This window comes from Rhodococcus sp. ARC_M5 (assembly GCF_022810405.1).
GTDB classification, from domain to species: domain Bacteria; phylum Actinomycetota; class Actinomycetes; order Mycobacteriales; family Mycobacteriaceae; genus Rhodococcoides; species Rhodococcoides navarretei.
This window is the reverse complement of sequence record NZ_JALGQE010000008.1, coordinates 231280-253120: the sequence shown is the minus strand read 5'-3', so window position 1 is coordinate 253120 and position 21841 is coordinate 231280. Positions and strand designations below refer to the sequence as shown.

Genomic DNA, 21841 nt, shown 5'->3' with positions numbered 1-21841 from the left:
ATCGCGGCGGGCCTTCGTTCGTCATTTGGTACCGTCCGGGCATGGCTACCGACGTGTCCGTCGTCCGAGTGTTCACCGATGACAACGGCAGGTTCGGTAACCCACTGGGTATCGTTGCCGCGGACGCCGTCGACGAGGCGGACAGACAGCAGTTCGCCACCGAGCTCGGCTACAGCGAGACGGTGTTCGTCGATCGCACCGAGTCGGGTACGGCCTCCGCGACCATCTACACGCCCGCCGTGGAACTCCCCTTCGCCGGGCATCCCACCGTCGGACTCTCGTGGTGGCTTCGCGACCAGGGACATCCGGTCGGTGTGCTCGTCGTCCCTGCCGCACCGCTGACCATCCGCTACGACGACGAGCACACCTGGGTTCGCGCCCGAGCCGACTGGACTCCGCACTTCACCTTCCATCAGGTCAACGATGCGGCCGAGGTGGCAGCAGCCGTTCCGAGTGCGTACGACAGCGGGCACCACTACGTCTGGGCCTGGACCGACGAAGCGCACGGTGCGCTGCGGTCACGCATGTTTGCGCCGATGATGGGCATTGCCGAGGACGAAGCAACCGGTGCCGCCGCAGTTCGGCTCACCAGCGAGCTCGGCCGGGGCCTGAACATCGTGCAGGGAGCCGGGTCTCGGTTGCGCACCACCATCGACGACGACGGTTGGGTGGAACTGGGCGGACGCACCGCGGCGGACGCGTCGATCAGCGTGTGACGGGCACGTCGACTTCGATTTCCTCGCCCAGGCGAACGCCCGCGGCGAGCGGAAGTCGGTCGCCGCTCCAGAACTTGCCCGGATCGAACCAGTCCGCTTTCTTGTTGCCGGTGAGCAGACCCATCGAGTCGTAGGTCATGGCGACCACTTCTGCGCAGTAGGCAGTTTCGAGAGCAGCGCCCTCGCGTTCTCTTCGACGCAGCGTCGGTACTCGTCCGCGAAACCAGCGACCTGCGAGTGCGGCAGTGGTCGGAAACGCCGTGCCGTCCAGGCGGGCTATGGTGCGCAGCAGGGCGTCCTCCTGCTCCTTCGTCACAGACTCGTCCAATTGCCGCAGCCAACAACGTTGTTCGTACTTCGTGGCCCATTGGGTGACGGCCGCGCGCAGGTCGTGGAGCTGCACCCCGCGTTGAAAATTACCGGTCCACATGTCCTGCAACGATTTTCCCAGTTCGGCGTGCCACATCAGCGGCGGCAGGTCGTCGATCACGACGGCCATTCCGACGTGATTGACGGGACTGTTGGTCAGTGCCTGGATTGCGCGATCGGCGTTCGACTGTCCGCGGAAGATCCAGATGTCGCCCGTTCTGGTGGCATCGACTGCGGTGTCGAGGCCGATTCGCGACGGATTCATGGTCCTCACCCTAGATCTCGTGACGGTACGGTGGCCGGATGAACGTGTGGAAGGCTCTCGGTCTCGCCGGAATGGTCGGTGTCGCGGCCAGCGGGGCTTTGGTGGTTCGATCCGAGCGCAAACGCCGTGCCTACGCGCCGGACGAAGTGCGTGATCAGCTGCACCAGCGGTTCGCTGCCGTCTCAGAGGAACCGCGACCGGCAGTTGCTCCCCCGCTCTCGCGGGGGAAGCAACTGATCGGCAAGCTTCGGTTCAGCCGAGAGCGCTGAGGATACGCGCGGCGAGCTCTTCGATCTCGGCGTCCGTCATGACGAAGGCGGGCGAGATCTGCATCGCACCCTGACCGGCGGCGCGGCTGGAAACACCGTGTGCTCGAAGCGTTTTGACGAACGGCAAGGCCTCGGCCGGGTCGGCGAGCTGGACGGCGGCCACCGCACCGATCCCGCTGCGGATCTCCGCGACTCGTTCGTGTGCGGCCAACGGCGCGAGGTGGGTGTGCAGCGCCGCCTCGATGCGCGTGGAGTGGGTCAGCAACTCCTCCCGCTCGATGATGTCGAGGTTGGCCATTGCCGCCGCAGCCGCTCCGGCATGGCCACCGTAGGTGTACCCGTGCCGCCACCACACCCCGCCTGCGAAGAACGGCTCGGCGATCGTCGGGGCGATGAACACCGCGCCCATGGGTACGTACCCCGACGTCAGCCCCTTGGCGGTCGTCATCAGGTCGGGTTCGAGCTCGAATCGGGTGGAGGCGAACCAGCTCCCGCCGATCCGGCCGAATCCGGTGACGACTTCGTCTGCAACGAACAAGACGTCGTTGTCACGGCAGATCTGCCGTACCTCGCGCAGGTATCCCTCGGGCGGCAAGTAGATTCCACCCGCACCGATCACCGGCTCACAGAAGAAGGCGGCGACGTTCTCGGCACCGACCTCCTCGATCAACGCCAGCAGTGACTTCGCGTCGTCCCACGCCACCGTTCGGGCGTCGGACATGAGGTCGCCGTAATGCTCCTTGTTCACCGGAATGCCGGCGAGCGCCGTACCGGCAACATGCATCCCGTGGTACGCCTTCTGCCGACCGACGATCAGCTTCTTGCTCGGTCGCCCCACCTCTACCCAATAGCGCCGTGCGAGTTTCGCTGCGGTGTCGATCGAGTCCGAGCCGCCGGAGGTGAAGAAGATCTTGCTTCCCGGTACCGGGGCGATGGCAGCAAGGCGATCGGCGAGCGCGAGGGTGGTCTCGGGTACGAAGTCACCGAAATTGGAGTAATGGGCGATCGAGCTCAGCTGCGTCGCAACGGCGTCGGCGATCTCGCGCCGGCCGTGGCCGACGTTGGTGAACCACAGGCCCGCGGTGGCGTCGAGGTACTCGGTGCCCGCGTTGTCGTAGATGTAGGCACCCTCACCGCGAGAGACGACGAACGGGCCGTTGGCCGTCACGCTGCCCATGTCGGAGAAGCCGTGCCAGAGCGCGGACGAGTGGGCGGTGGCGGTCCGATCGGCTGCTGGATCCAGGTCAGAAGACATGCGGTACACAGTAGTCACGTGGAGGTAGCCGATTCCGATCCGTACCTCCACCGTCCGGCGATCCGCCCGAGTGCACCCACCGCCAGAGCCATCAACGCGAAGGCGACGGTGAGAACGATCAGGCCGATTGTCAAAGCGAGGTAGCCCTGGACGCGAGGGTCGAGGAACGGGTAGGGATACCAGTCGACAACAGGTCCTCGGATCAGCGTGTAGATCCCGTAGAGAAACGGAAACAGCAACCACATCAGGCTGCGCGACTCCGGAATCTGCCGCCGCGGTGGTGCGAGGATCCAGTCGATCAGCAGGACGACGGGCATGATGCGATGCACCACGTTGTTCGTCCACGGATCCGCCACGCCCACATCGATGTTCGCGAGCAGTACGGCATAGATGATTCCGGTGATGACCATGTACAGGGTGACGGCACCACGGATGAGCTGCCAAGGCACTGCTCGTGGATCGACGACACCGCCGACCGTCAACACCAGCACCGTCAACACGTTGCTCATGACGGTGAAGTAGCTGAAATAGTTGGCCAGCGAGAACGTCGGGGAAGCGAGACCGTCCACGACGATCGAGATCAGTGCCGAGGCGGTGAGCGCCGCGAACAGCACGCGCAGCGTCCTGATCGGTACGGGAGTGCGCGCCGGGACAGTCACATCCTGCGAGATGCTCATGTGGCGATCCTGGCACAGTCACGGCCTGCATTCGATGACACTGCCGAAACGGATATCCTGGTTCGAGTATGTCTACCTCGAATCCGTCCGTTCAGCGTCGCGCTCTCGCCACACGTCTGGCCCAGGTCACCATCCGCGACGAGAACCGGCTGCGGCGGCGTCTGGACAAGGCCCGCACCGACGACGCATTCGCCGCTCTCGACCGCGACATCACCCGCGCCGAAACCGTGGTCGCCAATCGCCGGGCCGCGGTCCCCACTCTCGAGTTTCCCGAGTCACTTCCGGTCAGTCTTCGCAAGGACGACATCGCCGCGGCCATCGCCGAACACCAGGTGGTGATCGTCGCCGGTGAGACCGGATCCGGCAAGACCACCCAGATTCCCAAGATCTGCCTCGAACTGGGGCGCGGGATCCGGGGCTCGATCGGTCACACGCAACCCCGTCGGCTCGCCGCGCGCACCGTGGCCGAACGCATCGCCGAGGAGGTGGGCGAACCACTGGGGGAATCCATCGGCTACAAGGTGAGATTCACCGACCAATCCTCGGATTCGACTCTCGTCAAGCTGATGACCGACGGCATCCTGCTGGCGGAGATCCAGCGAGACAGATTGCTGCGCCAGTACGACACCCTGATCATCGACGAGGCGCACGAGCGCAGCCTCAACATCGACTTCATCCTGGGCTACCTCGCGCAGCTACTCCCCCGGCGTCCCGACCTGAAGATCGTCATCACCTCGGCGACGATCGATCCCGAACGATTCGCCCAGCACTTCGCACGAGATGGGGTGCCCGCGCCCATCATCGAGGTTTCCGGCCGCACGTTCCCGGTCGAAATGCGCTATCGGCCACTGACCGTCGACGCCGGGGACACCACGATCGATCTCGACCCCGTCGATGCGACCTGCCAGGCCGTCGACGAGCTGATGGCCGAGGGCGACGGGGACATTCTGGTGTTCCTGTCCGGTGAACGCGAGATTCGCGACACCGCCGACGCGTTAACCGACCGCAATCTCCGCAACACCGAGATCGTTCCGCTCTACGCGAGGCTCTCTGCCGCCGAACAGCATCGAGTGTTCTCCCCACACTCGGGCCGACGCGTGGTGCTGTCGACCAACGTCGCGGAGACCTCGTTGACAGTCCCCGGCATCCGCTACGTGGTGGACCCCGGCACCGCCCGCATCTCGCGATATTCGTTGCGCACCAAGGTGCAACGACTCCCCATCGAACCGATCTCGCAGGCGTCGGCGCGGCAACGCGCCGGCCGCTGTGGCCGCGTCGCCGACGGCATCTGCATCCGCCTGTACTCGGAAGAAGATTTCGAGTCGCGTCCGCAGTTCACCGAGCCGGAGATTCTGCGTACCAACCTGGCGTCGGTGATCCTGCAGATGACCGCACTCGGGCTCGGAAAGATCGACGCGTTCCCGTTCGTCGAACCGCCCGATCCGCGCAGCATCCGGGACGGCATCGGACTGCTCGAGGAACTCGGGGCGCTGAAGCCTGCCACCAAGGACGGCACCGCGGAGCTGACCCCCATCGGCCGGGAACTCTCGGCACTACCGGTCGATCCTCGGATGGCGCGGATGCTCGTCGAGGCCAACGGCAACGGGTCTCTTCGCGATGCGCTGGTGGTCGTGGCGGCCCTGTCGATTCAGGACGTTCGGGAGCGGCCCGCCGAGCATCAGCAGGCGGCGGACGAGAAGCATGCGCGTTTCGCGGTGGAGAACTCCGACTTCCTCGCGTACGTCAAGCTGTGGACCTACTTGCGCGAGCAGCGGAACGAGTTGTCCTCCAACCAGTTCCGACGCATGTGCCGCACCGAGTTCCTGCACTATCTGCGCATTCGCGAGTGGCAGGACCTGCACGGCCAACTGCGTCAGATCACCCGTGGGCTCGGGTGGACGGTGCCCGACGCCGACTCCACCGAGACCGCCCTGCATCAGTCGTTACTGTCCGGGCTGCTCTCGCACGTCGGGCTCAGGGAGGGTGACAAGCGCGAGTTCCTCGGCGCACGTGGGGCGCACTTCGCGATCTTCCCCGGATCGGGTCTGTTCAAGAAGCCCCCGCGCTGGGTGATGGCCGCCGAACTGGTCGAGACCGGACGCCTGTGGGGCCGGATGGCAGCTCGCATTGAGCCGGAGTGGGCCGAGCGGTTGGCACCGCGTCTGGTCAAGAAGACATACTCGGAACCACACTGGTCCATCAAGCGAGAATCGGCGATGGCCTACGAACGGGTGACGCTGTACGGCATTCCGCTGGTGACGCAACGCCCGGTGAACTATCACCGCATCGATGCAGAGGCGTCCCGCGAACTGTTCATCAGACATGCGCTGGTGGAGGGTGAATGGAAGACCCAGCACGCGTTCTTCCACAAGAACAGGGCTCTGCTCGACGACGTGGGCGAACTCGAACATCGAGCGCGGCGACGAGACATCGTCGTCGACGACGACGCCCTCTTCGACTTCTACGACGCACGCATCGCCCCGGAAGCGGTGTCGGCGCGGCACTTCGACACCTGGTGGAAGAAAGCCCGCAGGCAGGATCAGCACCTGCTCGATTTCACCACCGACACCGTCGTCAACGCCGACGCGGCCTCGGTACTGACCGGCGCGTATCCCGACGCGTGGCGACAGGGCGAGATTCAGTTCCCACTGACGTACCAATTCGAGCCGGGTACCGCCGCCGACGGAGTCACCGCACGAATTCCGATCGCACTGCTCGCCCAGGTACAACCGGTGGGATTCGACTGGCTGGTTCCGGGGATGCGCGTCGAGTTGGTGACCTCGTTGATCAAGACACTGCCGAAGGCGCTCCGTCGCAACGTCGTTCCGGCACCCGACTTCGCCGCCGCGGCACTGGCGGTCATGAAGCCGCGAGCGGAAACACTGGTGACGGCCTTGGCACGCGAGTTGTCGCGGGCCGCGCAGTGCCACATCACGGCGAAGGACTTCGATACCGCGGCCCTGCCCGAGCACCTGAAGATGACCTTCACGGCCGTCGACCCGTCAGGAAAGGTGTTGGGCAGCAACAAGGATCTGATCGCTCTGCGCACGAGCCTCTCCGGAGAGGTGGGTCGTCAGGTCGCGAACGCTGTCGGCGATGCAGAGCGCGCGCCGTCACTGGCCTGGACCTCGGGCACGTTGGGACGATTGGAGTCGACCGTCACCCGGGAGGTCGGCGGTCAGAAGGTCACCGGCTACCCCGCGTTGGTATCCGAGGGACCGGGCGTTGCGGTTCGAGTCCTCAGCACCCCCGCCCAGCAGCGCGCAGCAATGCGCTCGGGCACCAGAACTCTGCTGTTGTCGACGGCACCGAAGGGCACCAAAGCCCTGCTGGCCGGTCTGCCCACCGCGGAACGCCTTGCCCTCGGCCAGAATCCGTACGGCGGCGTCGATGCGCTCCTCGAGGAATGCCGAGTACTCGCGGTAGAGGAAGCTATGGATGCGCACGGTGGGCCCGTCCGAGATCCGGATGCCTTCGAGAAGTTGAGGGCACTCGTCAACGCCGAGGTTCCTCGGCGCACTGCCGCGGTGTTGGCCCTGGTGCGCCCCGTGCTGACGGCAGCTCTCGCGCTGTCGGCGCAGCTACAGGCGTCCTCGGGTGAACCCGCAGAGGATGTTCGAGAACAGCTCGACGGCTTGGTCTTTCGCGGGTTCGTCACCGAATTCGGTTCTCGCAGACTGGCAGACCTCCCGCGCTATCTCGCTGCGGCGACCAAGCGGTTGGCTACGCTGCCGAGCAGTGCTGGTCGGGATGCGGCGGCGATGGATGTACTCGATCGGGTGTACGCCTCGTACGGACGACTGCTGGATTCGCTCCCGGAGAGCAGAAAGAACAGTTCCGGCGTGCAGGAACTGTTCTGGATGATCGAGGAATTGCGCGTCGGGCTATTCGCTCAAGGGATCCGTACGGCGTATCCGGTGTCGGAGAAGCGCGTCGCGAAGGCGATCTCGGATCAGAATCGATGACGCGCGGGGCTGTCAGTCGACGTCGGCGGACTCGCGATGCTTGCGGAGTTCGTGGATCTCTTTCTCGAAGTCCTCGGCCGAGCTGAACGAGCGGTAGACGGAGGCGAAGCGCAGGTAGGCCACTTCATCGAGATCGCGGAGCGGACCGAGAATGGCCAACCCCACTTCGTTGCTGGGAATCTCGGCGGAACCTGCTGCGCGGATGGCGTCTTCCACCTGCTGAGCCAAGAGATTCAATGCGTCGTTGTCGACGTCTCTCCCCTGGCAGGCGCGCCGAACGCCCTTGACCACTTTTTCGCGGCTGAACGGCTCGGTCACACCGCTGCGCTTCACGACGGCCAGCACTGCGGCCTCGACCGTGGTGAATCGACGACCGCACTCCGGGCAGGAGCGACGCCGCCGGATTGCCTGCCCCTCGTCCATCTCACGCGAGTCGACCACGCGCGAGTCGGGGTGCCTGCAGAACGGGCAATGCATGAGGGAGCCTCCGTCGTATCCAACGCTCCGATGACGAGCACGCGCATCGGAGCAGTCAGTCGAGGATACTCAGTGCTGCTGGGCACGATGGGGCCGGTGGTCATCTGCCCGTTGTGTACTCGACGACCGCTCCGTCGTGTACTTCGACCACACCGGCCGGCCCCACGCCTGCGTCGGGTGCAGCGGCCCGTAGGTGTGCGATGCCGATGAGTCCGCCTGCAACGACCACGACCGCCAACATCCACAGCACGAGCGATCGCATTCGGACCGGCTGACCGGCGAAGTGCGCCGAGGTCTCGTCGAACTCGCGATCGGCGGCCTCACGATCGGTGACGTCGGTCCAGGACGGCTCCAGAACCGGCAGGCACGGAGTCGTCAGCGCACCGCGCATCTCGATGGAACTCCGCAGCGCGGGACGAGCACGGCGACGACGCTCGACGACAGCGGACCGGGTACGGACACCTGCGGTGGTGGGGCGATCGGTGGTGATGGTCATCGGAACCTCGTCTTCGCTCGGTGGATCGATTGTTCGATCAGGCGTTCGATGGACGCTTGTTCGAAGTTCTATCACGAGGCTCCGACAAAGTCTGTAGAAAACGCGACACGAGTCGAACAGATGTTTGATTCAACAGCTGATACACGCTAGATTCGTGTCAGAAACCACACGCCACACGAGTCGACACCATCAACTCCAGTCCGCGCAGACCTACCACGCAGACCGGATCCAGAACACCAGCAGGAGGCCGACAGCATGAAGGACGAGACCTCGACGAGGTCGACCACGCGTTCCACGAAGACCGCAGCGGTAAAGCCGGCCGCAGAGCCGACATCCAAGGCCATGGAGGTCGGTACCGACATCAGCGCTGGGCTGACCGAGCGGCAGCGGAAGGTGCTCGAGGTCATTCGCGCCTCGGTCACCGAGCGCGGGTATCCACCGAGCATTCGAGAGATCGGTGACGCGGTCGGCCTCACGTCGACCTCGTCCGTCGCCCACCAACTCCGCACGCTCGAGCGCAAGGGCTTCCTCAGGCGCGACGCCAACCGGCCCCGCGCCGTCGACGTCCGTGGCCTCGACGAGGTGCAGGCCGACCAGGCTGCCGCCGCGGTCGACGGTTCGCCTGCGTCCGAGGAACAGGATCGGTTGCCAACTCCGACGTTCGTTCCGGTACTGGGGCGGATCGCAGCAGGTGGCCCGATCCTGGCCGAGGAGGCCGTCGAGGACGTGTTCCCGCTCCCCCGCGAGCTGGTCGGTCAGGGTTCACTGTTTCTGCTCAAGGTGGTCGGCGAGTCGATGATCGACGCAGCCATCTGCGATGGCGACTGGGTGGTGGTTCGCCAGCAGTCCGTGGCCGACAACGGCGACATCGTGGCTGCGATGATCGACGGCGAGGCCACCGTCAAGACGTTCAAGCGGTCCAAGGGTGAGGTGTGGCTGCTGCCGCACAACCCGCTGTTCGAGCCGATTCCGGGCAACAATGCCGCGATCCTCGGCAAGGTCGTCACCGTGATGCGCAAGCTGTAGGGGTCGTCACCGTGGTGACACGCGAAGGGCCGCAGCACACCGTGCTGCGGCCCTTCGCATTTCCCGGATCAGCGGATCACAGATTCAATCCGCGGCCGATGATCTCCTTCATGATTTCGGTGGTGCCGCCGTAGATGGTCTGCACACGAGAGTCCATGTACGCCTTGGCGATCGGGTATTCCTTCATGTAACCGTAGCCGCCGTGCAGCTGCAGGCACCGGTCGATCAGCTTGACCTGATTCTCGGTGGTCCACCATTTCGCCATCGCGGCTTCTTGGACGGTCAACTTCTCTGCGTTGAGCAGTTCGATGAACTTGTCCACCATGATGCGGGTGGCAGTGGTTTCGGTGGCCAACTCCGCCAACACGAATCGAGTGTTCTGGAATTTGCCGATCGACTTGCCGAAGGCCTTGCGGTCGCGGCAGTACTGGATCGTCATGTCCAGCGCCGATTCCATGGCCGCGGCAGCGACGACAGCGATCGACAGGCGTTCCTGAGGAAGGTTCTGCATGAGGTAGATGAACCCCATGCCTTCTTCACCGAGCAGGTTGGCGGCGGGCACGCGCACGTCGGTGAAGCTGAGTTCGGCGGTGTCCTGGGCCTTCATACCGATCTTGTCGAGGTTGCGGCCTCGCTCGAATCCGGGCATGTCGCGTTCGACGACCAGCAGGCTGAACCCCTGTGCGCCCTTCTCGGGGTCGGTGCACGCCACGACGATGATCAGGTCGGCGTTGATTCCGTTGGTGATGAACGTCTTCGAGCCGTTGAGCACCCAGTCGTCGCCGTCACGCACGGCCTTGGTCTTGATGCCCTGCAGGTCGCTTCCGGTGCCCGGCTCGGTCATCGCGATCGCGGTGATGAGTTCGCCGGAGCAGAATCCGGGGAGCCAGCGCTGCTTCTGCTCGTCGTTGGCGAGATCGATGAAATACGGCGCGACGACGTCGTTGTGCAGCGTGAAGCCGATACCGCTGTATCCGCCGCGGGTGGTCTCCTCGGTGACGATGGCGTTGTAGCGGAAGTCCTTGACTCCGCCGCCGCCGAACTCCTCGGGCGCTGCCGTTCCGAGGAAGCCCTGCTTACCGGCCTCGACCCAGACGTCGCGATCGACGATGTTCTGCTCTTCCCACTTCGCGTGGTTGGGGGCTACGTGCTGGTCGAGAAATTTCCGGTACGACTCCCGGAACAGCTCGTGCTCGGGCTCGAAAAGTGTGCGTTCCACGAATGTCTCCTTGTTCGGTGCATACCGGCAGCGACCACGCGAAATCTCTACGGATTTCGGTCGCCGGTACGACTGACGTCACAGGGAAACACTACGTCCGCGGGGTCGGGGCGGTCGATGACCAAAACGCGCGCGATCCGTGACCGACCCCGCTAACGACCTCGTGTGCCTGATTTCCTCGCGAGCGCCGAGACGATCGGGTAGCCGAGCAGGATGCCCACCGAACCCCATGCGATACCGCCGAGCTCGACCGATCCGACGGACAGTGTCAGGTCACCGATTCCGGCGACGAGCGCCGCAGCGACGACCATGAGATTGACCGGATCGGTGAAGTCGACCTTCGCGTCGGTCCAGATGCGCACGCCGAGCAGCCCGATAAGGCCGTACAGGACCAGCGTCGCTCCGCCGATGACACCGTCGGGCACGGTGAAGATCAGGGCACCGAACTTGGGCGAGAACGCGAGCACCATCGCGGTGATCGACGCGACCCAGTAAGCGGCGGTCGAGTAGACGCGCGTTGCGGCCATGACGCCGATGTTCTCTGCGTACGTGGTGGTTCCGGAGCCGCCACCGGCTCCGGCGAGCGTCGTCGCCAGCCCGTCCGCGATCAGTGCGTCACCGGCCACGTCGTCCAGGTTCTTCCCGGTCATCGCGGCGACGGCTTTGACGTGCCCCACGTTCTCGGCGACGAGGACGATCACCACCGGCAGCGCGACCAGGATCACCGACAGCTCGAACGACGGCCCCCGGAACTCGGGCAGACCGATCCAACTCGCCGCGCTCAGGGCGTCGAGACGCGGTTGCGCTATTCCCCCGGTGACGGCGGCGAACACCCAACCCAGAACGACTCCGACCAGAATTCCGAGTCGCCCGATCAGGCCCGGTCCCAGCGCCGTCGCCAGCAGAATTGCGATCAGAGTGACGGCGGCGATCAGCGGCTGTGCCTCGAACGACGTCGTGGCGGCCGGTGCCAGGTTCAGTCCGATCAGCACGACGACCGCACCGGTCACGACGGGCGGCATCGCCGCCTCGAGTACCCGCTGGCCTGCGAACTTCACCACGAAGCCGACGGCTGCCAGTACGACGCCGACACACAGGACGGCGCCGAGTTGGGCCGCGGGTCCGTCCGCCTGGGTGGCACCGAGAGGGGCCAGGAATGCGAAGGACGAACCCAGATAGCTGGGTACGCGACCTCTGGTGATGATAAGGAACAGCGCCGTTCCTATGCCCGAGAACAGCAATGTCGTCGATACCGGGAAGCCGGTGATCGTCGGAACCAGCAGTGTGGCGCCGAACATGGCGACCACGTGCTGCATTCCGATGCCGATGGTGCGCGGCCACGTCAATCGTTCGTCGGGCGAGACCACCGCCCCGGCCTCGACGGCTTTTCCGTTTCCGTGCAGCGTCCAACCCAGATTTCTCATGATGGGAAGAGACTATTGCGTCAGCCGAGTATCGCGCTCACTGCCTCGCGGGCAGCGGCGGTGCTGTCCGTTCTCAACGCTGCGGCGGCCGCTTCCTTGCACTGAGCGAGCGTGACCGTCGCCAGCTTCGAACCCACGTGCGCGACGGCAGCCGATGCAGCCGAGAGCGAGGTGATGCCGAGTCCGACCAACACGCAGGCAAGCAGTGGATCGGCAGCGGCTTCACCGCAGACTCCGACGGGCTTGCCCGCCTTGGCTCCCGCGGCCGCGGTGTGCGCCACCAGTGCCAGCACGGCCGGCTGCCATGGATCGGTCAGGCCTGCGAGCTGAGCGGACATACGGTCGGCGGCCATCGTGTACTGAGCGAGGTCGTTGGTGCCGATGGACAGGAAGTCGACGTGTTCGAGGATGTGTTCGGCGAGCAGAGCGGCTGCGGGGATCTCGATCATGACGCCGGGGGTGAGTCCACGCTCGCGGACGTCGGCGGCGAAATCCTTCGCCTCCAGCGCGGTTGCAATCATCGGAGCCATCACCCACGGGGAGGAATCGGTCGCCTTCGCGGCTGCTGCGATGCCGTCCAGCTGGCGGTACAGAATCCCGCGGTCGGCCTCGGCGATGCGGATGCCGCGAATGCCAAGGGCCGGATTGGCCTCGTCGGGATGGGTGGCGAACCGAAGGGGCTTGTCGGAGCCGGCGTCGAGAGTCCGCACGACGACCTTTTTGCCCGCGAACGCGTCGAGCACCTGCGCGTAGATCTCGGCCTGCTCGTCGACGGTCGGTTCGGAATCGCGGTCCAGGAAGCACAGTTCGGTGCGAAACAGTCCGACGCCATCCGCTGCACTCGACCGCGCTGCGCGCGCACCGGCACCGTCCTGGACGTTGGCGAGAATGTCGACCGCGTGGCCATCGGCGGTGGTACCCGGACCGACCCACTGCGATACCCGGTCGAGCTCGTCGCGCGCTGAGACGACGGCGGCGCGAGCCGAGTCGGCGTCGGGTTCGAGGTCTATGCGGCCGCTGGTGCCGTCGACCGATGCGTTCGTACCCGCGGCGATGTCGTCGAGCCCTGCCACGGCGACGATGCACGGGATGCCGAGCTGGCGGGCGATGATCGCGGTGTGGCTGGTCGGACCTCCAAGTGAGGTCGCGAGTCCGACGATCAGAGCAGGGTCGAGGCCGGCGGTATCGGCGGGTGCCAGGTCGTCGGCGAACAGCACCGACGGTTCGTCCGGCACGGGAACTCCGGGCTCCGGAACGCCGAGGATCTCGGCGATGACGCGATCACGGATGTCACGCAGGTCCGTCACTCGCTCGGCCATCAGTCCGCCGAGCTGGGTGAACATCGCGGCGAACTTCTCCGTCGCCGCCGCTGTCGCGGCGACTGCGGAACTGCCCTTGGCGATCGAGGCGCGCGCGGCTCCGAGCCACCCGCGGTCGGTTGCCATCGCGGCATTGGCCGACAGGACCTCCGACGCAGCTCCCGTCGCCAGCTCCGCGCGACCACGCAATCGAGTGGCGACGGCGTTCGCAGCGGCATCGAACACAGCCTTCTCCGACTCCCGATCGGCCTCGGGCACTTCGCCCGTATCGGCGGGAATGGACGGACGGGCACCGGGGCGGATCACTCGGCCGTATCCGACGCCGGGCACGACGGGCGTGCCGCGCAGCGTGGTCTGCGCTGCTCCGGTTCCGGCTGCATCGACTGTCGTGTCTGCGTGTCCGGTCGACGCGGTGCTAACCGATCCCGTCATGTGGTCCTCCTCGGATCCTGCGTGAACAAAGGTCTTCGTACTGTTCGGCGAGCTGTGGTGGAGCCGATCGCTTGCCTGTGTTGTGACCGAGATTACTCCAAACCCTTGACATGTCAACACACACGGGCGTAAAACAACATAAAGCAACATGAACCGGGAAGGAGACGCAGGTGTACGCCGAAGAACGACAACACGCCATCGCAGAATTGATCAGCACCCACGGACGCGTCTCCGTCAACGATCTGTCGGCCACGTACGGTGTCACCACGGAAACTGTGCGTCGCGACCTCGCCACCCTCGATCGCATGGGAGTCGTACGCCGCGTCCACGGTGGAGCAGTACCCGCATCGGCGCTGACCACACTCGAGCCCGGCGTCTCGGAGCGAGAGTTCACCCGCGCGGATCAGAAGGACGCTATCGCCGCCGCCGCGTTGTCCTTCCTGCCTCCAATCGGCGGTAGCGCCGTCTTCGATGCCGGCACCACCACGGGCCGACTCGCCGGATTGCTTCCCCATGATCGCGAACTGACGTTGGTGACCAACTCGGTCCCGATCGCAGCCCGGGCCGCGACCATGCCGAGCATCAGCCTTCGACTGCTCGGCGGACGGGTACGTGGGACCACCCAGGCAGCTGTCGGCGACGAAGCACTGAGCGCCCTCGAATGGCTGCGGGTGGACGTCGCGTTCATCGGCACCAATGCCATCAGCGTCGGGCACGGACTGTCCACGCCCGACAGTGACGAGGCAGCAGTCAAGCGAGCCATGGTCGAGGCAGCCAACCACGTTGTGGTGCTGGCGGATTCGTCGAAGATCGGCCGCGAGCATCTGGTCAGTTTCGCCCGCGTGGGATCCATCGATGTCATCGTCACCGACAGCGACATTTCGACCAATGACCGAAAGAATCTCAGCGACAAAGGAATCGAGGTGGTGATCGCATGATGGTCACTCTCACGGCCAACCCGAGCATGGACCGGACGGTCACACTCGACACGCCGCTCGTCCGCGGCGGCGTACACCGGGCATCGACGTCGGTCACCGACCCGGGAGGCAAGGGCGTCAACGTCGCTCGCGTGCTCGGCGGATCGGGAGTCGAGGCCCTTGCAGTGCTTCCGGCCAACACCGGAGACCCCCTGCTCGACGCGATGGCCGCGAAAGGCGTTCACTTCTCGGCAGTTCCGACGTCGGGCCTGGCCAGGACGAACATCACGGTCAGCGAGATCGGTGGTACCACCACCAAGATCAACGAGCCCGGCGCAACCGTATCGGAGCGGACCCGCGCCGAGCTGCGCGAGCGGATACTCTCACTCGCAGTCGACGCCGAATGGGTCGTTCTGTCGGGTTCGCTTCCGCCCGGCCTGCCTGCCGACTGGTATGCCGAGCTCGTCACGGCACTGCGCGCCACCTCGGCCAAGGTTGCGGTGGATACGTCCGACGAGCCACTGCTCGCGCTGGCGGCAGCTTTTCCGGAGTCGGCACCGGATCTGATCAAACCCAATTCCGAGGAACTCGCCCAACTCACCGGGTACGATTCCGAGGAGCTGGAAAGCGCCGCGGCACAGGGTGATCCGACTGCCGCAATCGCTGCCAGCACAATTCTTCTCGGCCGAGGCGTCGGCGCGGTACTGGCCACCCTCGGTAGCGCAGGGGCCGTTCTGGTCACCGAGGACGGTTCCTGGTACGCCAGCCCGCCCCCGATCACTGCAGTCAGCACGGTCGGCGCAGGCGATTCCTCGCTGGCCGGCTACATCCTTGCCGATGCCGAGAACTGTTCCGACGCAGACAAACTTCGCCGCGCCGTCGCCTACGGAACGGCAGCCACCGCACTTCCAGGCACCACGCTTCCCCTGCCCGAGCAGACCCACCCGAATTCGGTGACGGTCCGTGCGCTCGATATTCCGACGTCCGTCACCACATCCACGCTCTCCACCCCCGCGAATCGTCTCTAGGAGTCTGCAATGTCCACCCCCACCGAAGATCAGCAGATCATCGCCGAGGATCTGATCCTCCTCGACGCCGATCTCGGCGAATCCAAGGAAGCTGTCATCGAGCGCCTCGCAGGCGTTCTGGCTTCCGCGGGTCGCGCAACCGAGACCGATGCTCTGCGCGACGCCGCTCTGGCCCGCGAAGCACAGTCGGCGACCGGCCTGCCCGGCGGGATCGCCATCCCGCACTGCCGCTCCGAAGCGGTCACCTCGGCCTCCCTCGGATTCGCCCGGCTGAACCCCAAGGTCGATTTCGGTGCCCCCGACGGCCCCGCCGACCTCGTCTTCCTCATCGCAGCGCCTGCCGGTGCCGGCTCGGCCCACATGAAGTTGCTCTCCAGCCTGGCGCGCGCGCTGGTCAAGCCGGAGTTCGTCACCTCCCTGCGCAACGCGTCCTCGGCTGCCGAGATCGTCACTCTCGTCGACGGTGTCATCAACCCTGCCGCCAAGCCGGCCGCTACGACCCCTGCTGCTGCCCCGGTGTCGACCGCCAAGCACAGCGCGGCCGCCACCCCGGCCGAGACCACTGCCCCCAAGCACATCGTCGCAGTCACCGCCTGCCCCACCGGGATTGCGCACACCTACATGGCTGCCGATTCACTCGTCGCAGCCGGTGAGCGTGCCGGAGTCACGGTTCACGTCGAGACCCAGGGCTCGAGCGGCAGCACGCCGTTGGACCCCTCGATCATCGCCGGAGCCGAAGCCGTCATCTTCGCCACCGATGTGGGAGTCAAGGGCCGCGAGCGTTTCGCCGGCAAGCCCGTCATCTCCTCGGGCGTCAAGCGAGCCATCAACGAACCCGACGTCATGCTCACCGAAGCTCTTCGCGCTGCACTGAACCCGGACGCAGCTCGCGTCGGCGGTACCGCAGTGGCGGCCGGCTCGAACGAGTCCGCAGGTGAACTCGGCTGGGGCACCCGCATCCGCCAGATCCTGCTGACCGGCGTCAGCTACATGATCCCGTTCGTCGCCGCCGGCGGTCTGCTGATCGCCCTGGGCTTCCTGCTCGGCGGATACGAAATCAAGGATGTTGCCGAGGACATCGTCGTCAACAACTCCATCACCTCGCTGCCCGAAGGTGGAATCGCCGCCTACCTCGGTGCCGTGCTCTTCCAGATCGGCGCGCTGTCCTTCAGCTTCCTGGTGCCCGCGCTGGCCGGCTACATTTCCTATGCCATTGCCGACAGACCCGGTCTGGCACCAGGATTCACCGCAGGCGCGGTGGCCGTTCTGGTGGGTGCAGGCTTCATCGGCGGTCTCGTCGGTGGCCTGATCGCCGGCTTCGTCGCACTGTGGATCAGCAAGTGGAAGATCCCCACAGTTCTGCGCGGCCTCATGCCCGTCGTCATCATTCCGCTGTTCGCCACCCTCATCGTCGGCGCGATCATGTTCCTGCTGCTCGGCAAGCCACTCGCCGCGATCACCAGTGGACTCACGGACTGGCTCAACGGACTCAGCGGTTCCTCGGTCATCATCCTCGGCATCATTCTCGGCCTGATGATGTGCTTCGACCTCGGTGGACCGGTCAACAAGGCAGCCTATGCATTCGCCACCGCGGGCCTCTCGGTCACCGATACCGCATCACTGCGCATCATGGCCGCCGTCATGGCCGCCGGAATGGTGCCGCCACTGGCCATGGCTCTCGCTTCGACCGTTCGCGCACGCCTGTTCACCGAGGCCGAGCGCGAGAACGGCAAGGCTGCATGGTTCCTGGGTGCTGCATTCATCTCCGAGGGCGCAATTCCGTTCGCAGCGGCCGATCCGTTCCGCGTCATCCCCTCGATGATGGCCGGCGGTGCAGTCACCGGTGCCATGATCATGGCGTTCGACGTCACCCTCAGCGCACCCCACGGCGGCATCTTCGTATTCTTCGCCATCGGAAACATCCTGTGGTTCATCGTGTCTCTGGCCGTCGGCACCATCGTCTCGGCGTTCCTCGTCGTCGCGGCCAAGCAGTTCGTCAAGGGCAAGAACGCTCTGTCGGACGCGGAGCTCGATCGCACACCCGTCACCGTCTGACACTCGCTACGATCGCAACAACCCCACTACGAAGGAGCACCACATGCCCAGCACCACAGTCGCCGTCGGATCCTCGATCGGTCTGCACGCTCGTCCCGCAGCACTGATCGCCGACGCCGTCGCCGAAGCCGGCGTGGACGTCACCCTCGCAGTAGCCGACTCGGAGCCGGTGGACGCAGGTTCGGCCCTGATGATCATGACGCTCGGAGCCACCAAGGGCACCGAAGTCACCGTCACCAGCGACGACCAGGCAGCACTCGACAAGGTCGTCGCACTCGTCGAAGCAGACCTCGACGCATAAGTCGTTCCGCAGGCTCCACTCCTGCGACGCATAGTCCACGCGCCTAGCGAGAGCGCCTCGATCGCCGGACGGTGAATCCCACCGCTCCGGCGATTAGCACCACCCCGACAGCGACGGCCGCTCGGAATTCCCATTCCGAGTCCGTCGCTGTCGGCGTCTGTGCCGGCCGCTCGGGAGCGACGGTCGGCGATACCGGGTCCACCGCAGCAGGTTCGGGCGTGGACGTGTCCAGCGATACTGCGTCGGGGATCCTCAGAATGGGCGGAAGCGTGGACTCCGCGGGCCCGAATCCTGCCTCGGATGCGATGAGCAACGAACCGTCGTCGGTGAAGACCAGTGCCTCCCCCTGTGGCTGATCGGGCAACGGCATTACGGCGCGAGGAGCTGCCGGATCGACCAACGCCGACGCGAAGTCCCCGTCTGCCGAACGGAACAGGTACGCATCGGTGTACGTGCGCACCGCGGCCACGTCACCGCTCACCGCTCCCCCGGTCGCCAGAATCGATCCGATGACGAACGGCGGCCCACCGACCGTGTCGGTGGCGGTGAACGCCATATCGCCGACCTTGCGCATCGGCGTCGGCCCAGGGCTGTCCAGATCGTTGACGGATTCGTCGCCGGCAGGTACGTACACCCCGCTCACGCCCGAAAGTTCCTTGGTGACGATCACCGGCCTACCACCGGGCTCGATCAGTAGCGTCTCGGCGTCGTGCGCGCCGTCGGGATAGGTCAGTCGATACAGTTCGCCCGCACCCGTCGTCGGGTCCATCCGCGTCAATGCCACTGTGTCACGACGCATCTGGTTGTCGCCGATGTCGGCCAACCACAGCGAGCCGTCGTAGGAGGAAAGGTCCTCGACGTCGTACGGGTCGACGGGCACGTCGATCCATCGCTCGACCGCACAGTCCGCATCGAGCTCAGCGACTCGATCGTCGGCCCCACTGTCTCCGATCGCGTAGAGAACCCCGTCCATCGACGTCAACCCCGACAGTTCGGCGAGATTCGGATCGGTTGGGCGACAATACGTTACGGTTTCGATCGGCGCGGCAAAAGCAGTTCCCGAGAAGACGATCGTCGTGGCGACCGCAGCTGCTCCGCACACCACCAGCCGCGGCACCACGAATATCAGGCGCTGGGAACGGTCGCGGTGAACTCGACGAGAGCCGCCGCGAGAGACTGCGGCACCCGCGCTTCGACGCGCGTCCCCTCTTCCTCGTGGGTGGACTGCACGATCCGGCCGTCGGTATGGATCCTGGCCACCAGATCACCACGGGTGTACGGCACGAGGACATCGACCAGCACATCCGGCTCGGAGAGGATCTCGGCCAAGTGATCTCGCAGTGCGTCGATTCCCTCGCCCGTCTTGGCGGAGACGAACCGCGCGCCGTCGAGCAATCCACGAAGCTGGGTCAGCTGCACCGGATCGGCGGCGTCGATCTTGTTGACCACCAACAGCTCCGGCGGCATCTTCGCATCCTGCTCGCGAACCACCTCGGTGATCACCTCGCGCACGGCCTTGATCTGATCGATCGGCAGAGGGTCCGAGCCATCGACCACGTGCAGCAACAGATCTGCGTCTGTGACCTCTTCCAGCGTCGAGCGGAACGCTTCGACCAGCTGAGTCGGCAGATGGCGAACGAAGCCGACGGTGTCGGTCAGCACGATCTCGCGACCGTCCTCGAGCGTCGACTTGCGTGTGGTGGGGTCGAGAGTGGCGAACAGTGCGTTCTGAACCAACACACCGGATCCGGTCAACGCGTTCAACAGACTGGACTTGCCTGCGTTCGTGTATCCCACGATCGCGATGGACGGCACCGTGCCGCTGAGGCGCTGTTCGCGTTTGGTGTCGCGGGCCTGCTTCATGCCCTTGATCTCGCGGCGCAGCTTGGCCATCCGCTCGCGGATGCGTCGACGGTCGGTCTCGATCTTCGTCTCACCCGGTCCACGCAGACCCACGCCGCCGTTGCTGCCCGCACGGCCACCGGCCTGCCGCGACATGGATTCGCCCCAGCCGCGAAGCCTGGGCAACATGTATTCCATCTGCGCGAACGCGACCTGCGCCTTGCCTTCTCGCGAGGTCGCGTGCTGGGCGAAGATGTCGAGGATCAGCGCGGTGCGGTCGATGACCTTGACCTTGACGACCTTCTCCAGCGCATTGAGCTGAGCAGGCGTCAGTTCACCGTCGCAGATCACGGTGTCGGCACCGGTCGCGAGGACGATGTCGCGCACCTCCTTGGCCTTACCGGAACCGATGTACGTCGCGGCATCGGGCTTGTCGCGTCGTTGCATCAGCGCTTCGAGCACCTCCGAGCCGGCGGTCTCGGCCAGTGCAGCCAGCTCGGTCATGCTGGACTCGGCCTGCGCGGCCGTGCCGGTGGTCCACACTCCGACCAATACGACACGCTCGAGGCGCAGCTGCCGGTACTCGACCTCGGTGACATCGGTGAGCTCGGTGGACAGTCCGGCCACTCGGCGCAGCGCGGTGCGGTCTTCGAGCTGCATGTCGCCTGAGGACGGGGAGTTCTCGTCGTTGAGGGGAGACCGAGCCAGCCGTCTCGACCATGCGTCGGACTCTTCGCGAGTCCACGCGGATTCGGTATCGGGAGCACCGTCGAGATCGTCGCGACTGTCGTCGACCGGTTCGCCCGCAGGGGATGTTTCATGTGAGTTCGTCATACGACATCCATGATCCACGAAAACCCCAGCGTATGCACGCGGGTTTCGGTCGACGCGGATCCCGGGCCCGTGGCGATCGTCAGGATCGAGCTTTCAGCCAGCGATCGTCGATCTCGCCGCGCGCCAGCAGCACCGACGGTCCGCGCAGAGTGGCACCGACGTGATCGATGGCCACACGCACCCGACCGCCGAGCACACCGACGCTCACCTCCCCGGTCTCGAGGCCCTCGTACGACAGCGCGGCTGCGGCCGCGGCGACGGTCCCGGTGCCGCACGATCGCGTCTCACCGACCCCGCGCTCGAACACGCGCATCTCGACGGCTCCGTCGTCGAGCCTCGTCAGGATCTCGACGTTCGCACCGTGGGGAAAGAACTCGGCGTCCAGCGTCGGCGGGGCGGAGAAGTCGAGAGCGCCGAGAGATGCACGCGTCAACGCACCGTCGACGCAGGCCAGGTGCGGATTCCCGACGTCGATTCCGACGCCGTCGTACGAGCCGCCCGCAATGGTGGTCGAGCTCGACCCCATCAGCGTGACGTCCCCCATCGCGACGGTGACATCGGCGTCGGTGTCGTCGAACGAATGCACCGTCACCGCCCGCGCACCGGCCCGTGAGCCCACCACGAACTGGTCACGCTGTTCGAGGTCGTGCACCCGCAGGTAGTGCGCGAACACCCGAACGCCGTTTCCGCACATCTCGGCGATGGTGCCGTCACCGTTGCGGTAATCCATGAACCAGTCTTCGGGCTCGACCCCCGACGGGATTCGATCGAGCACGCCTGCGTCCCTGAGCACACCGGCCCGGGCGACGCGCAAGATGCCGTCGGCACCGAGGCCCTGGCGTCGATCGCACAACACCGAGACCGCCGACCTGGTGAGTTCGAGCTCGGCTGCCGGATCCGGCAGTACGACGAAGTCGTTCTCGGTTCCGTGGCCCTTGGCGAATTCCATTGCTCG

At 65.5% G+C, this 21841-nt stretch carries 19 protein-coding genes; 8 read left to right on the top strand and 11 right to left on the bottom strand.

Annotated elements, in window-relative coordinates; translation table 11 throughout:
• The first annotated feature begins 41 nt into the window (after positions 1 to 41).
• Positions 42 to 716 carry a PhzF family phenazine biosynthesis protein gene (locus tag MTX34_RS15155; protein ID WP_243593229.1) on the top strand — a complete coding sequence of 225 codons (675 nt, stop codon included), beginning with the start codon at positions 42 to 44 and terminating at the stop codon, positions 714 to 716.
• Here MTX34_RS15155 and MTX34_RS15150 read toward each other — a convergent pair.
• Positions 706 to 1350, bottom strand: a complete 645-nt coding sequence (locus MTX34_RS15150) for a hypothetical protein (RefSeq protein WP_243609894.1) — start codon at positions 1348 to 1350, stop codon at positions 706 to 708. The genes MTX34_RS15155 and MTX34_RS15150 overlap by 11 nt on opposite strands.
• A 38-nt stretch (positions 1351 to 1388) precedes the next feature.
• Between MTX34_RS15150 and MTX34_RS15145 the strand changes: the two genes are divergently transcribed.
• A complete protein-coding gene (locus tag MTX34_RS15145) occupies positions 1389 to 1619 on the top strand; it encodes a hypothetical protein (protein ID WP_243609893.1) in 231 nt (76 codons plus the stop codon).
• Here MTX34_RS15145 and MTX34_RS15140 read toward each other — a convergent pair.
• Together MTX34_RS15140 and MTX34_RS15135 are read right to left on the bottom strand one after the other, a co-directional pair.
• Positions 1603 to 2874 carry an aspartate aminotransferase family protein gene (locus tag MTX34_RS15140; RefSeq protein ID WP_243609892.1) on the bottom strand — a complete coding sequence of 424 codons (1272 nt, stop codon included), beginning with the start codon at positions 2872 to 2874 and terminating at the stop codon, positions 1603 to 1605. The genes MTX34_RS15145 and MTX34_RS15140 overlap by 17 nt on opposite strands.
• 14 nt (positions 2875 to 2888) lie before the next feature.
• A complete protein-coding gene (locus tag MTX34_RS15135) occupies positions 2889 to 3551 on the bottom strand; it encodes a Pr6Pr family membrane protein (RefSeq protein ID WP_243593233.1) in 663 nt (220 codons plus the stop codon).
• A 68-nt stretch (positions 3552 to 3619) separates the two neighbouring features.
• On the opposite strand from MTX34_RS15135, the gene hrpA reads away from it, so the two are divergent.
• Complete coding sequence (gene hrpA, locus MTX34_RS15130) at positions 3620 to 7516, top strand: ATP-dependent RNA helicase HrpA (protein WP_243609891.1); 3897 nt, start codon at positions 3620 to 3622, stop codon at positions 7514 to 7516.
• 12 nt (positions 7517 to 7528) lie between these two features.
• Here the strand turns inward: hrpA and nrdR are convergent, their stop codons facing one another.
• Together nrdR and MTX34_RS15120 are read right to left on the bottom strand one after the other, a co-directional pair.
• Complete coding sequence (nrdR, locus tag MTX34_RS15125; RefSeq protein WP_243593235.1) at positions 7529 to 7993, bottom strand: transcriptional regulator NrdR; 465 nt, start codon at positions 7991 to 7993, stop codon at positions 7529 to 7531.
• 100 nt (positions 7994 to 8093) lie between these two features.
• Positions 8094 to 8489: a hypothetical protein gene (locus MTX34_RS15120; protein ID WP_243609890.1), complete on the bottom strand. Its 396-nt coding sequence runs from the start codon at positions 8487 to 8489 to the stop codon at positions 8094 to 8096.
• A 342-nt stretch (positions 8490 to 8831) separates the two neighbouring features.
• Here MTX34_RS15120 and lexA point away from each other — a divergent pair, with 342 nt between their 5' ends.
• Positions 8832 to 9515: a transcriptional repressor LexA gene (lexA, locus tag MTX34_RS15115; RefSeq protein WP_149406047.1), complete on the top strand. Its 684-nt coding sequence runs from the start codon at positions 8832 to 8834 to the stop codon at positions 9513 to 9515.
• A 76-nt stretch (positions 9516 to 9591) separates the two neighbouring features.
• On the opposite strand, the gene MTX34_RS15110 is transcribed toward lexA, so the two are convergent.
• The 3 genes from MTX34_RS15110 to ptsP all read right to left on the bottom strand — a co-directional run bounded on the left by MTX34_RS15110 (position 9592) and on the right by ptsP (position 13909).
• Entirely contained in the window at positions 9592 to 10734 is a 1143-nt protein-coding gene (locus MTX34_RS15110) for an acyl-CoA dehydrogenase family protein (protein ID WP_243593237.1), read from the bottom strand.
• Between the two features lie 152 nt (positions 10735 to 10886).
• Entirely contained in the window at positions 10887 to 12158 is a 1272-nt protein-coding gene (locus tag MTX34_RS15105; protein WP_243593238.1) for a uracil-xanthine permease family protein, read from the bottom strand.
• Positions 12159 to 12178: 20 nt separating this feature from the next.
• The gene (gene ptsP / locus MTX34_RS15100) at positions 12179 to 13909 is read right to left on the bottom strand and encodes a phosphoenolpyruvate--protein phosphotransferase (RefSeq protein ID WP_243609889.1); all 1731 of its coding nucleotides are present in this window, start codon (positions 13907 to 13909) and stop codon (positions 12179 to 12181) included.
• A gap of 170 nt (positions 13910 to 14079) precedes the next feature.
• Between ptsP and MTX34_RS15095 the strand changes: the two genes are divergently transcribed.
• The 4 genes from MTX34_RS15095 to MTX34_RS15080 are packed head-to-tail and all read left to right on the top strand — an operon-like array spanning position 14080 to position 18210.
• Complete coding sequence (locus tag MTX34_RS15095) at positions 14080 to 14847, top strand: DeoR/GlpR family DNA-binding transcription regulator (protein WP_243593240.1); 768 nt, start codon at positions 14080 to 14082, stop codon at positions 14845 to 14847.
• The gene (locus MTX34_RS15090) at positions 14844 to 15854 is read left to right on the top strand and encodes a 1-phosphofructokinase family hexose kinase (RefSeq protein ID WP_243609888.1); all 1011 of its coding nucleotides are present in this window, start codon (positions 14844 to 14846) and stop codon (positions 15852 to 15854) included. The genes MTX34_RS15095 and MTX34_RS15090 overlap by 4 nt, the downstream gene beginning before the upstream one ends.
• 9 nt (positions 15855 to 15863) lie before the next feature.
• Positions 15864 to 17909: a fructose-specific PTS transporter subunit EIIC gene (locus tag MTX34_RS15085; RefSeq protein ID WP_243593242.1), complete on the top strand. Its 2046-nt coding sequence runs from the start codon at positions 15864 to 15866 to the stop codon at positions 17907 to 17909.
• A gap of 43 nt (positions 17910 to 17952) precedes the next feature.
• Positions 17953 to 18210 (top strand): HPr family phosphocarrier protein, encoded by a 258-nt coding sequence (locus MTX34_RS15080; protein WP_032377711.1) that lies wholly within the window; start codon positions 17953 to 17955, stop codon positions 18208 to 18210.
• A 43-nt stretch (positions 18211 to 18253) separates the two neighbouring features.
• Here MTX34_RS15080 and MTX34_RS15075 read toward each other — a convergent pair whose 3' ends face one another.
• From MTX34_RS15075 to dapF, 3 genes are all read right to left on the bottom strand, one after another.
• On the bottom strand, positions 18254 to 19330 hold the full coding sequence (locus MTX34_RS15075) for a hypothetical protein (RefSeq protein ID WP_243609887.1): 1077 nt from the start codon (positions 19328 to 19330) through the stop codon (positions 18254 to 18256).
• Positions 19331 to 19335: 5 nt separating this feature from the next.
• A complete protein-coding gene (gene hflX, locus MTX34_RS15070) occupies positions 19336 to 20886 on the bottom strand; it encodes a GTPase HflX (protein ID WP_374230211.1) in 1551 nt (516 codons plus the stop codon).
• A gap of 79 nt (positions 20887 to 20965) precedes the next feature.
• Positions 20966 to 21835, bottom strand: a complete 870-nt coding sequence (dapF, locus tag MTX34_RS15065) for a diaminopimelate epimerase (RefSeq protein ID WP_243609886.1) — start codon at positions 21833 to 21835, stop codon at positions 20966 to 20968.
• Positions 21836 to 21841: the final 6 nt, after the last annotated feature.

What these genes read in the sequence shown, in the direction of transcription:
- nrdR (WP_243593235.1), bottom strand. Translation starts at nt 7,993, where the DNA reads ATGCATTGCCCGTTCTGCAGGCACCCCGACTCGCGCGTGGTCGACTCG.
- MTX34_RS15150 (WP_243609894.1), bottom strand. Translation starts at nt 1,350, where the DNA reads ATGAATCCGTCGCGAATCGGCCTCGACACCGCAGTCGATGCCACCAGA.
- MTX34_RS15085 (WP_243593242.1), top strand. Translation starts at nt 15,864, where the DNA reads ATGTCCACCCCCACCGAAGATCAGCAGATCATCGCCGAGGATCTGATC.
- MTX34_RS15105 (WP_243593238.1), bottom strand. Translation starts at nt 12,158, where the DNA reads ATGAGAAATCTGGGTTGGACGCTGCACGGAAACGGAAAAGCCGTCGAG.
- MTX34_RS15080 (WP_032377711.1), top strand. Translation starts at nt 17,953, where the DNA reads ATGCCCAGCACCACAGTCGCCGTCGGATCCTCGATCGGTCTGCACGCT.
- MTX34_RS15140 (WP_243609892.1), bottom strand. Translation starts at nt 2,874, where the DNA reads ATGTCTTCTGACCTGGATCCAGCAGCCGATCGGACCGCCACCGCCCAC.
- MTX34_RS15090 (WP_243609888.1), top strand. Translation starts at nt 14,844, where the DNA reads ATGATGGTCACTCTCACGGCCAACCCGAGCATGGACCGGACGGTCACA.
- ptsP (WP_243609889.1), bottom strand. Translation starts at nt 13,909, where the DNA reads ATGACGGGATCGGTTAGCACCGCGTCGACCGGACACGCAGACACGACA.
- MTX34_RS15145 (WP_243609893.1), top strand. Translation starts at nt 1,389, where the DNA reads ATGAACGTGTGGAAGGCTCTCGGTCTCGCCGGAATGGTCGGTGTCGCG.
- MTX34_RS15135 (WP_243593233.1), bottom strand. Translation starts at nt 3,551, where the DNA reads ATGAGCATCTCGCAGGATGTGACTGTCCCGGCGCGCACTCCCGTACCG.
- lexA (WP_149406047.1), top strand. Translation starts at nt 8,832, where the DNA reads ATGGAGGTCGGTACCGACATCAGCGCTGGGCTGACCGAGCGGCAGCGG.
- MTX34_RS15120 (WP_243609890.1), bottom strand. Translation starts at nt 8,489, where the DNA reads ATGACCATCACCACCGATCGCCCCACCACCGCAGGTGTCCGTACCCGG.
- hflX (WP_374230211.1), bottom strand. Translation starts at nt 20,886, where the DNA reads ATGACGAACTCACATGAAACATCCCCTGCGGGCGAACCGGTCGACGAC.
- hrpA (WP_243609891.1), top strand. Translation starts at nt 3,620, where the DNA reads ATGTCTACCTCGAATCCGTCCGTTCAGCGTCGCGCTCTCGCCACACGT.
- dapF (WP_243609886.1), bottom strand. Translation starts at nt 21,835, where the DNA reads ATGGAATTCGCCAAGGGCCACGGAACCGAGAACGACTTCGTCGTACTG.
- MTX34_RS15155 (WP_243593229.1), top strand. Translation starts at nt 42, where the DNA reads ATGGCTACCGACGTGTCCGTCGTCCGAGTGTTCACCGATGACAACGGC.